11 protein-coding genes and 1 tRNA gene are annotated in these 10,442 nt (G+C 66.1%); 1 reads left to right on the forward strand and 11 read right to left on the reverse strand.

Annotated elements, in window-relative coordinates; translation table 11 throughout:
* Nucleotides 1-14: 14 nt before the first annotated feature.
* On the forward strand, nucleotides 15-914 hold the full coding sequence (locus IAE58_RS11335) for a DUF6216 family protein (protein ID WP_267908065.1): 900 nt from the start codon (nucleotides 15-17) through the stop codon (nucleotides 912-914).
* 152 nt (nucleotides 915-1,066) lie between these two features.
* Here the strand turns inward: IAE58_RS11335 and IAE58_RS11340 are convergent, their stop codons facing one another.
* From IAE58_RS11340 to fabD, 11 genes are all read right to left on the reverse strand, one after another.
* Entirely contained in the window at nucleotides 1,067-1,504 is a 438-nt protein-coding gene (locus IAE58_RS11340) for a DUF6393 family protein (protein ID WP_233614598.1), read from the reverse strand.
* A gap of 150 nt (nucleotides 1,505-1,654) precedes the next feature.
* Nucleotides 1,655-1,729: transfer RNA gene (locus IAE58_RS11345), tRNA-Val, on the reverse strand.
* A 195-nt stretch (nucleotides 1,730-1,924) separates the two neighbouring features.
* The gene (locus tag IAE58_RS11350) at nucleotides 1,925-2,278 is read right to left on the reverse strand and encodes a PilZ domain-containing protein (RefSeq protein ID WP_108748755.1); all 354 of its coding nucleotides are present in this window, start codon (nucleotides 2,276-2,278) and stop codon (nucleotides 1,925-1,927) included.
* Nucleotides 2,275-3,231, reverse strand: a complete 957-nt coding sequence (locus tag IAE58_RS11355) for a DNA polymerase III subunit delta' (protein ID WP_199932598.1) — start codon at nucleotides 3,229-3,231, stop codon at nucleotides 2,275-2,277. The genes IAE58_RS11350 and IAE58_RS11355 overlap by 4 nt, the downstream gene beginning before the upstream one ends.
* A complete protein-coding gene (tmk, locus tag IAE58_RS11360; protein WP_199932597.1) occupies nucleotides 3,228-3,893 on the reverse strand; it encodes a dTMP kinase in 666 nt (221 codons plus the stop codon). Before tmk ends, IAE58_RS11355 begins: the two co-directional genes overlap by 4 nt.
* Nucleotides 3,890-4,951, reverse strand: coding sequence for an endolytic transglycosylase MltG (gene mltG, locus IAE58_RS11365; RefSeq protein WP_199932596.1), 1,062 nt, complete (start codon nucleotides 4,949-4,951; stop codon nucleotides 3,890-3,892). Before mltG ends, tmk begins: the two co-directional genes overlap by 4 nt.
* 227 nt (nucleotides 4,952-5,178) lie before the next feature.
* Nucleotides 5,179-6,543 (reverse strand): aminodeoxychorismate synthase component I, encoded by a 1,365-nt coding sequence (locus IAE58_RS11370; protein ID WP_199932595.1) that lies wholly within the window; start codon nucleotides 6,541-6,543, stop codon nucleotides 5,179-5,181.
* Between the two features lie 160 nt (nucleotides 6,544-6,703).
* A complete protein-coding gene (gene fabF, locus IAE58_RS11375; protein ID WP_199932594.1) occupies nucleotides 6,704-7,966 on the reverse strand; it encodes a beta-ketoacyl-ACP synthase II in 1,263 nt (420 codons plus the stop codon).
* Between the two features lie 143 nt (nucleotides 7,967-8,109).
* On the reverse strand, nucleotides 8,110-8,349 hold the full coding sequence (gene acpP / locus IAE58_RS11380; protein ID WP_108748749.1) for an acyl carrier protein: 240 nt from the start codon (nucleotides 8,347-8,349) through the stop codon (nucleotides 8,110-8,112).
* Nucleotides 8,350-8,501: 152 nt separating this feature from the next.
* Nucleotides 8,502-9,245 (reverse strand): 3-oxoacyl-ACP reductase FabG, encoded by a 744-nt coding sequence (gene fabG, locus IAE58_RS11385; protein WP_107230029.1) that lies wholly within the window; start codon nucleotides 9,243-9,245, stop codon nucleotides 8,502-8,504.
* Nucleotides 9,246-9,326: 81 nt separating this feature from the next.
* Entirely contained in the window at nucleotides 9,327-10,271 is a 945-nt protein-coding gene (gene fabD / locus IAE58_RS11390; RefSeq protein WP_108748748.1) for an ACP S-malonyltransferase, read from the reverse strand.
* Nucleotides 10,272-10,442: the final 171 nt, after the last annotated feature.

The raw sequence follows: 10,442 nt of genomic DNA on the forward strand, positions 1-10,442 counted from the left end.
TGGATCAGTGAAGCATGCTGTTTGAGATACCCAAGTTCAGTATCGCAGTGGGTACGCTAGGGCCTGCGGCGATTTTTCTAGGCCTCATGTATCTCTGCTACCGCGCGGAGTCGCTTCATCACATAAGGCTGCGATTGATCCGGCTCTTTGTTTCAAGACGGGACTTGACCCACGATGCGATCAACCAGCACATCCTGGATGAATCTTCACTGTTCGCGTTCCGATTCAGCACTGGCATCAAGGCGCAAACAGCCGCAGAAGCCGAGCGGATCATCGCGTTCGGCCTCGCCCGCGATGTCCCGTTGTCACTGATCAGCCGAGCCGGCAAAGCCTTCAACATCGCCGAGCTCAAGATGCGAGAGAAGCCCCTGCCGCGCCCGTGGCACGCCCCCGTGTTTTTTGCGCTCGCCTTTGCCTTGTTCACGCCCGCAGTCTTCTTCGTCGGCATGTCTACCGACAAGGAATTCATGACATCACTCAAGGAGACGGGAACCGAGATCTGGCTGTCTGCCGATCATGTCACCCCACGCGAAGGCATCCGCAAAGGAAATCCCACCATCTACAAGGATGCTCTCTGCAAGGATGCCACGCGGCCAGGCAACGACGGGACGTCCAGTTGGCCCAGCAGCCGAGACCGGGAGATTCTGTGCGAGGTATTCAATGATCCTGAGCTTTCCAGCTTGATCAACGAGGAAGTCAAAGCCCAGCGCCTTGTCTGGATCTACTGTGCTGTACTGCTTGGCGGACTGAGCGCGTCCGTGTTCTTTGCCTTGATCCAGATCCTCTCCGCGCAGAACCTGGCGCGCCGCCTGTCAGGGACAGCTGCGACCTCGCAGCAGGCCGTTGTGGCCCGGCCCCGGAAGCTCTGCATCCATCTGTCGATCTTTGGACATAGCCGAAGTTCGGACCATTGATCACCCGACCATTGAGAAGCCGGCTCCGCGTCGGCTTTTTCATATGCACAGAGTAGTGAGTTGCCTCCAACTTCCTCATCACCGGCCGAATCGCGGACAGACTCGAGCCTTTGACGGTCATCTCCAGCGATGACGCAGGTGACGAAAGCTCCCTACTGATGCTTCATGTGCACCGCCTGCACCTGCGCAAGCTTGCCTGCGCCATCGAAGGTGAACGTCATGACCACCGAACGCGCGTCTGGACCCAGCATCGCCTTGCCCTGGTCATCGCGAACAATCAAGGTCGCGGGCGAATCCTCGATGATCCGGGCTCCCGGATGTTCCCGCATCGCCGCCAGCACATCAGCGCGCAGCGTCCCCGCCGGCAGATAGCGGCCGACGATGACACTCACATCCAGCTGTTCGAATCCAACCGGTTTCCGGGACGCATGGATTTCCTCAAGCATCTCACTCACGCCCCGGCTCCTGCTCGCTTCCGCAGCAGTGCGCGAACCCAGGTCAGATGATGATGTGCAGCCCGCAATAGCCATCACCACCGTTGCGGCCATGATGAATGTTCGCGTACATGCGAAGAATCCGGGACGTTCCATGGCCTCTCCTGATGAAGGCACAGGGTTGCGCCACCGAATCTAGGCTACTCATTCGTTGAGGGGCAAACGCACACGACCCATCGGCCGCCGATCCGAACTACAGCCAACAAAAAAGCCCCCATTGCTGGAGGCTTTTTTCGTTCTGCAACATGGTGGGCGGTACAGGGATCGAACCTGTGACCCTTGCCGTGTGAAGGCAATGCTCTACCGCTGAGCTAACCGCCCGGTGTGTTGCTGAGCCGCTCATTATAGGGGCTTTTTTGACGCCGTCAACACTTTTTCACATTTGTGTTCACGGGGCTTTTTGAGGCCTGTCGACGAGCTGCAGTCGAGCATGGCTCGACTATACATTGGAGGAGCAGTCGAGCAAGCTCGACTCTACGAAGGGGTGGGATCTCGGGTATTTCGAGGTTCAGCGCCTTACATGGTGTGGGTGGGCTTGTCCGAGCTGGTCAGGCCGGCCAGCAGGGTTTCGATCTTGTGGCGCACGGTCTCGCCTTCCTGGCCGTCGGCCAGCTGCACGCCGATGCCGGCGGTGCGGTTGCCCTGTGCGCCGGCCGGGGTGACCCAGATCACCTTGCCGGCCACCGGCAGGCGTTCGCTGGAATCGGGCAGGGTCAGCAGCAGGAAGACTTCGTCGCCCAGGAAGTAGCGCTTGGGCGTGGGCACGAAGATGCCGCCATTCTTCACGAATGGCATGTATGCGCTGTACAGCGCGGCCTTGTCCTTCACGGCCAGGGACAGGATGCCCTGGCGGGCGTTGCTGGCACTCATCGGTTACCCCTTGCGGCAGGCCGCTCGTTGACTTTGTTCCAGGCCAGCAGCAGCTCGACCACCGCCAGATCCGCACGCACCGTGGTGCGCAGCAGGTCGCGGGTGCGATTGGCCGCATCGAACCAGGCTGCAAGCTTGTGCAATCGCTCCGGCGCGGTCAAGGCGTCGGTGCTGGCCTGGGCCAGCGCCAGATCGGCAGCGAAGCGCAGGCGCAGGGCCGCGTTGTCATCGCCACACCACTTCTGCGCCAGCTCCACCGCACCGGTCCTGCCGGCGGCCAGCTGTTCCAGCTCGCGCCCCACTTCGCGGCGCAGGCTCAGGCCGTCGTCGCGCAACCAGTTGTCGGCCTGGCCAGGATGGCCACGCGCGGCCTCCAGCGCTTCGCGCGCGGCCGCTTCGCTGTGGCCCTGCTGCAGCAACCAGGCCAAGGCTTCGTCATGCGGTGGCAGCTTGAATTCCAGACGCTGGCAGCGGCTGCGCACGGTCTGCGGCAGACGCGCCGGGTCGCTGCTGATCAGCCACAGGTAACGACCGGGCTGCGGCTCCTCCAGGGTTTTCAGCAGCGCGTTGGCGGCCGAACGGTTGATCGCATCGGCCGGATCGACAATCACCACCTGGGCCACGCCGTACTGCGGGGTCAGCGCCAGCTTGTTGGTGATCTCGCGCACCTGCTCGATCACGATCTCGGTGCGCAGCTTGTCGCCGCTCTTGTTCGGAATGAAGCTGACCAGTTGCAGATCCGGGTGGGTGCCGGCGGCAATCAACTGGCGCGTGCGTGCCGCGTGGGCCGCATCACCGCGGGCCAGCACATGGTCGGCCAGGCCCAGCGCCACTTCGCGCTTGCCCAGCCCGGCCGGACCGCAGATCAACAGGCCATGGCCCAGCCGGTCGGCATCGAGCGCGGCCACGGTCTGATCGAAGGCACGCTGCTGCCAGGGCGAGAAGGTGCTCATGCGCCCTGCCCCGCCTGCAGCCACTGCTCCACACGGGCCACCACATCGGCGGCCACGCGTTCCTGCAGTTGGCCGGCATCGACCAGGGCGAAGCGCTGCGGGTCCTGCTGGGCGCGGCCGCGGAACACTTCGCGCACGCGCTGGAAGAAATCGTCCTGCTCGCTTTCGATGCGGTCCGGCCACAGATCGCGGCCGTTGGCGCGGGCGCGGCCCACGGCCACGTCCACATCCAGCAGCAGGGTCAGGCCCGGCAGCAGGCCCACCGCGCGGCGCTCCAGATCGGCAATCCACTGCGGGTCCAAGCCGCGGCCACCGCCCTGGTAGGCGTAGCTGGAATCGGTGAAGCGATCACTGAGCACGTAGGCACCGCGCTGCAGTGCCGGCTGGATCACCTGGCGCACATGCTGCGCACGCGCAGCAAACACCAGCAGCAGTTCGGCCTCGGCACTGAGCGGTTCGGCGGCAATCTCGGCGTCGGGCTTCAGCACCAGGCCGCGGATGCGCTCGGCCAGCGGCGTGCCGCCCGGTTCGCGGGTCAGCACCACCTCGTGGCCATGGCTGCGCAGGCAATCGCGGATGGCGTTGATGGCGGTGGTCTTGCCCGCGCCCTCGCCGCCTTCCAGGCTGACGAAACGCGGGTGGCGAAGCAGCGCGGAACTCATTGCGCCGGGGTCTCCTTGTTGCGTTGCTGGCGCAGCTGCTGCAGGTAGCGGGCTACGGCGGCGTTGTGCTGGTCCAGGCTGGGCGAAAACACGTGCGCGCCGCTGCCATCGCCCACGGCGACGAAGTACAGCGCATTGCCCGGCGCCGGCTGCGCGGCGGCCATCAGCGCATCGCGGCTGGGCATGGCGATCGGGGTGGGCGTCAGCCCGGCACGGGTGTAGGTGTTGTAGGGCGTGTCGGTGGTCAGGTCGCGGCGGCGGATGTTGCCGTCGTAGGCCGCGCCGATGCCATAGATCACCGTGGGGTCGGTCTGCAGGCGCATGCCGATCTTCAGGCGGCGCATGAACACCCCAGCAATCTGCGGCCGCTCGCTGGCCAGCGCGGTTTCCTTTTCGATGATCGAGGCCAGGGTCAGCAGCTCGTAGGGCGTGTTGATCGGCAGATCCGGCGCGCGGCTTTCCCAGGCTTCGTCCAGGGCTTTTTCCATCGCCGCATGCGCACGCTTGAGCACATCCAGGTCGCTGTCGCCACGCTGGTAGACGTAGGTTTCCGGCAGGAAGCGGCCCTCCGGGTGCTGGCCACCGAAGCCCAGGCGCTGCATCAGGGCAGCGTCATCCAGGGTATCGGTGGTGTGCAGCAGCGGATCGGCGCGCTTGAGCGCGGCACGCACCTGGCGGATGTTCCAGCCTTCGACGATCGTGACGCGGTGCTGCAGCACCTTGCCCGCACGCATGCGCAGCAGCAGCTCGCGCGGGGTCAGGCGGTTGTCCAGCGCGTACTCGCCCACCTTCAGCTTGCCGGCGGCATCGAGCTGGCGCGCCAGCAGCTGCCACTGGGTGTCCTGGCCTTCATCCACGCCGGCGTCGCGCAGCTTGCGCAGCACGCTGTTCAGGCCATCGCCGCTGGCGATGACCACGCTGTCGGTGGACGGGCTGATCGGCTGGTCGGCGAACTGGCTCTGCTGGTGGAAGAACCACGCGCCCGCGCCGACCAGCACGGCGGCCAGCACCAGCAGCAGCGTTACCACGAACAGACACCCGCGCTTGGCTCCCGCCATGGACTACCTCTGAATGCGATTCCGCCGTGCAGGATACCGTGCCCGGTGGCGCGGGGTCATGATGGGGGTGTGTGCCAGTGCCGACCAACGGTCGGCACCCACCAGGATCGGTAGCGCCGGGCCATGCCCGGCAGTAGATCCACGCCATGCGTGGATGAACGCCCGGCTGCGTCATCGCCGGGGGTCAGAGCCCTCGCGCGCCGCGCGAGGGATCTGACCCCGGCCGGTCAGCCCTGCTGGCCCAACGCGCGCAGCAGGCCACGGGCCTTGGCGCGGGTCTCGTCCAGTTCCTTGTCCTGGTCCGAATCGACCACGATGCCGGCGCCGGTACGGAAGCTGACCTCGCTGCCGTCCACTTCGGCGGTGCGGATCAGGATGTTCAGGTCCAGGTCGCCGTCGCGGTTCAGCCAGCCGAAGGCGCCGGTGTAGGCACCGCGCGGCACCTGTTCCAGCTCGCTGATGATCTGCATGCAGCGCACCTTCGGGCAGCCGGTGATGGTGCCGCCAGGGAAGGTGGCGGCGATTACTTCGCCCGGGGTGACTTCAGGGCGCAGATGGCCGCTGACGTTGCTGACGATGTGGTGCACATGGGCGTAGCTCTCCACCGTCATCAGTTCATCCACCACCACCGTGCCGGGCAGGCAGATGCGGCCCAGGTCGTTGCGCTCCAGGTCGATCAGCATCACGTGCTCGGCGCGCTCCTTGGGGTGGCCGACCAGTTCCTGGATGCGCGCGGCATCGTCATCACCTTCGAAGCGCGGGCGGGTGCCGGCAATGGGCCGCGTCTGCGCATGGCCGGCGTGCACCGATACGAGCCGCTCCGGCGACGAGCTGACCACATGACGGCCGTGCGCACTGAACAGCCCGGCAAACGGTGCCGGGTTGGCACGACGCAGCTGCGCGTACAGCGCCTGCGGGCTGACCGGCGCGGCGAACTGCGCGCTCCAGCGGCGCGACAGGTTCACCTGGAACACATCGCCGGCGCGCAGGTAATCGATCACCCGGCGCACGCCATCAGTGAAGCGCTGCGGCGCGTCTTCGCCCACCGACTGCGGCGGCTGCCAGCCGTGCCCGGCTTCGGGCAGCGCGGCCGCGGCCTGCGCCACCAGCGCGTCCAGCAGGACCTGCTGATCAGCCTCGGCAATGACGAAACTGGCGTTCGCTTCGTGGTCGTGCAGCAGCGCAGCGGGGCAGCGCAGTGCCAGCGCGGTGGGCCGGCCATCGTCGCGCGCGCGTGCCGGCAGCACCGGTTCGATCTGGCTGGCCACTTCGTAGTCCAGCATCAATGCCCAGCCGCCGCGGAACGGCAGGCTGTGGCTGCCGTCGTGCGGCAAGCGCTCGGCCTGCCAGGCGCGGTCGAGCACCTGCAGGAAGGTGCCCGGCTGCACCGCATCGTGCTGGTCACGCACCTGGCCATCGGCATCCAGTCGCAGCTGGTCGCCCTGCGCGGCCAGCAGCAGGCTCCAGCGCCCCTGCGCGGTGCCCGAGGCGGTGGATTCCATCAGCAGCGGGAAGCGCGCGGGGTCGTGCTGCTGCACGGCCAGCAGGTCGATCGGGTGCGGCAGCGGGTGGATCAGCGGTGCGTGGGTCATGGCGGCCAGTTCAGGGGTTCAGATGCACGGAAGCCGCCTTGCGGCGGCTTCTTCGCATGTAGAGTCGAGCCATGCTCGACTGGATTGCACGTTCAGTCGACCAACGGTCGACTCTACACAACGGCGGAGTCGACCAACGGTCGACTCTACCGCGCGCCGGTCAGACGCGCTTGAAGATCAGCGTGCCGTTGGTGCCGCCGAAGCCGAAGCCGTTGGACATCACCACGTCCACCTTGGCCTGGCGTGCTTCGTTGGGCACATAGTCCAGGTCGCAGCCTTCGCCCGGCTGTTCCAGGTTGATGGTCGGCGGAATGATGTTGTCCTGCAGCGCCATCACCGAGAAGATCGCTTCCACGCCGCCGGCGGCACCCAGCAGGTGGCCGGTCATCGACTTGGTGGAGCTGACCATCATCTTGTAGGCGTGGTCACCGAAGGCGGTCTTCATGGCCATGGTTTCGCCCAGGTCGCCCAGCGGCGTGGAGGTGCCGTGGGCGTTGAGGTAACCGACCTGGTCCGGGGTCACGCCGGCGTCCTTCAGTGCCATGGTCATGCAGCGCGCCGCGCCTTCGCCGTTCTCGGCCGGGGCGGTCATGTGGTACGCGTCGGAGCTGGCGCCGAAGCCGGCAAGCTCGCAGTAGATCTTCGCGCCACGCGCCTTGGCGTGCTCGTACTCTTCCAGGATCAGGATGCCGGCACCGTCGCCCAGCACGAAGCCGTCGCGGTCCTTGTCCCACGGGCGCGAGGCCTGCTGCGGGGCATCGTTGCGGGTGCTCATGGCCTTCATGGCGCAGAAGCCGCCCAGCGCGGTCGGCGAGGAGCCACGCTCGGCGCCACCGACCACCATCACGTCGGCATCGCCGTACTGGATCATGCGCATCGCGGTACCGATCGAATGATTGGAGGTCGCGCAGGCGGACACGGCCGAGAACGACGGGCCCTTCAGCCCGGCGATGATGCTCAGCTGGCCCGGCAGCATGTTGATGATGGTCTTGGGCACGTAGAAGGGCGAGATCTTCTTGCCCTCGTGGAATTCGATGGTCTGCTCTTCGATACCCAGCAGGCCGCCGATGCCGGCGCCGACAATGGCACCCACGCGCTCGGCGTTGGCTTCGGTGATTTCCAGGCCCGAATCGTGCAGGGCCATGAACGAAGCGCCCATGCCGTAATGAATGAACGGGTCCATCTTCTTGGCATCCTTGCCACTGACCCGGTACTTGCCGAACAACGGGTTGTCGGCGGTGATGTCAAAGCCCTTGACCTCACCTGCAATCTTGGTGGTGAACCGTTCCAGGTAGGCATCAGAAACGTTGGTCAGCGGACCGATGCCCGAACGACCGTGGGTGATGCCTTCCCAGCTGCTGGCCAGATCATTGCCCAACGGCGAGACGATACCCAGGCCGGTTACGACGACGCGACGCTTCATTGCTGATTCTCCTGACCCGTACGTTTTCGACGGGTAACACGGTTTGCTTCGATGTGATGCTCAAACACACGGGGCCGCAACTGCGGCCCCATGGGGTGCGGTGCGCGGCGAGCAGGAGCCCGCACGCGCACGGCCGTCTGACATCAGGCCTTGACGTGGGCCTTGATGTAGTCGATGGCAGCCTGCACGGTGCTGATCTTCTCGGCTTCTTCGTCCGGGATTTCGCACTCGAACTCTTCTTCCAGGGCCATCACCAGCTCGACGGTGTCCAGCGAGTCAGCGCCCAGGTCATCGACGAACGATGCGCTGTTGGTGACTTCTTCTTCCTTGACGCCAAGCTGTTCGATGACGATTTTCTTGACGCGTTCTTCGATGGTGCTCATGGGATCTCGCTCCAGATGGAGTTGTGGTTCAAAAATGGTCGCCATCAAAGGCGATGGCCGTGGGATAGTGTAGTGGAAACCGGCGCGACCTTGCATTGCAGCAAAAATCCTCGCAGATCAACCACTTGCGGCGCAATCCCTGCGCCCCTTGCTTACGGCATGTACATGCCGCCGTTCACATGGAGGGTTTCGCCGGTGATGTAGCCGGCCGCCGGGCTGGCCAGGAAGGCCACCGCATGGGCGATGTCTTCCGGCGAACCGAGGCGTTCGAGGGCGATATCGTTGATCAGGGCGGTGCGGGCTTCTTCCGGCAGCGCCTTGGTCATGTCGGTATCGATGAAGCCGGGGGCGACGACATTGACGGTGACGCCGCGCGAGCCGATTTCCTTGGCCAGCGACTTGCTGAAACCGATGATGCCGGCCTTGGCAGCGGCGTAGTTGGCCTGGCCGGCATTGCCGGTCACGCCCACCACCGATGCGATGTTGATGATGCGGCCCTTGCGTGCCTTCATCATGCCGCGCATGACCGCCTTGCTGGTGCGGAACACGCTGGTCAGGTTGGTGTCGATGATCGACGCCCAGTCCTCGTCCTTCATGCGCATCAGCAGGTTGTCGCGGGTGATGCCGGCGTTGTTGACCAGGATCGAGATCGCGCCGAATTCCTTGGCGATGCCGTCCAGCACGCTGTCCAGCGCGGCCGCATCGGTCACGTTCAGGGCGCGGCCGTGGCCACCGTGGGCGGCCAGGCGCTCACCGATCGCGGCGGCGCCGGATTCGGTGGTGGCGGTGCCGATGACGGTGGCGCCCTGGGCGGCCAGCAGATCGGCGATGGCGGCACCAATGCCACGGCTGGCGCCGGTGACCAGTGCGATTTCACCCTGCAGGGGCTTGCTCATGATGTTTTCCTCAGGCTGGGGCGGCCGCCGCACCCGTGCCGCTTGCAGCGGCCACCGGCACGGTCGGCAGGAACAGGGGGATCAGGCCGACCACGTCTCGCGGGCGGTTTCGAAATCGCCCGGGGTGGCCAGCGAGCGACCATCGAGGGTCTTGTCGATGCGCTTGACCAGGCCGGTCAGCACCTTGCCCGGGCCGCACTCGGCGATCTGGGTGATGCCACGGGCGGCCAGGGCCTGCACGCAACCGGTCCACTGCACCGGCTGGTACAGCTGCTGCACCAGCGCGGTACGGATGGCGTCGACGCCGTCATGCACCTTGGCATCGACGTTCTGCACCACCGGCAGCTGCGGCGCCTGCCAGGACAGACCGGCCATCACTTCGGCCAGGCGGTTGGCGGCTTCGCGCATCAACGGGGTGTGCGAGGGCACGCTGACGGCCAGCTTGACCGCCTTGCGCACGCCCTTTTCGGCCAGCAGGGCCAGCGCGCGGTCCACCGCATCGGCGTCGCCACCGATCACGATCTGGCCCGGCGAATTGAAGTTGGCAGGCACCACCACCTGGCTGCCCGCGGCTTCGGCGCAGACGTCCAGCACCAGCTGGTCTTCGGCGCCCAGCACGGCGGCCATGGCGCCCACGCCGGTCGGCGCGGCTTCCTGCATCAGCTGGCCACGCAGGCGCACCAGGTGGGCGCCATCGTGCAGGCTCAGCGCGCCGGCAGCGACCAGTGCGGTGTATTCGCCCAGGCTGTGGCCGGCCAGCACCGACGGACGCGGGCCGCCCACGGCATTCCAGGCGCGCCATGCGCCGATGCTCGCGGCCAGCAGCGCCGGCTGGGTGTATTCGGTACGGTTGAGCATTTCCTCCGGGCCGCCCTGGGACAGCGCCCACAGGTCGACACCGGCACCATCGGATGCTTCGGTGAAGGCTTCACGCACCTGCGGGTGCAGCTCGGCCAGTTCGGCCAGCATGCCCACGGACTGCGAGCCCTGACCGGGGAAGACAAAAGCGAGGGTGGATACGGTCACGCGGTCATCCGCTTGTTGCAATCGAAGCGGGCCATGATAAGGGTGAATTCCCCGTGTCGTCTGTACGTGCGCGTATGCACGGCGTATGGAGTGCGCCCACCACGGGTCCGCGGGGGGGGGGGGGGGGGGGGCGGGGGCGGGGGCGGCGCGGGGGGGGGGGCCGGCGGGGGG

This window comes from Stenotrophomonas sp. S49, assembly GCF_016624905.1.
Taxonomy (GTDB): domain Bacteria; phylum Pseudomonadota; class Gammaproteobacteria; order Xanthomonadales; family Xanthomonadaceae; genus Stenotrophomonas.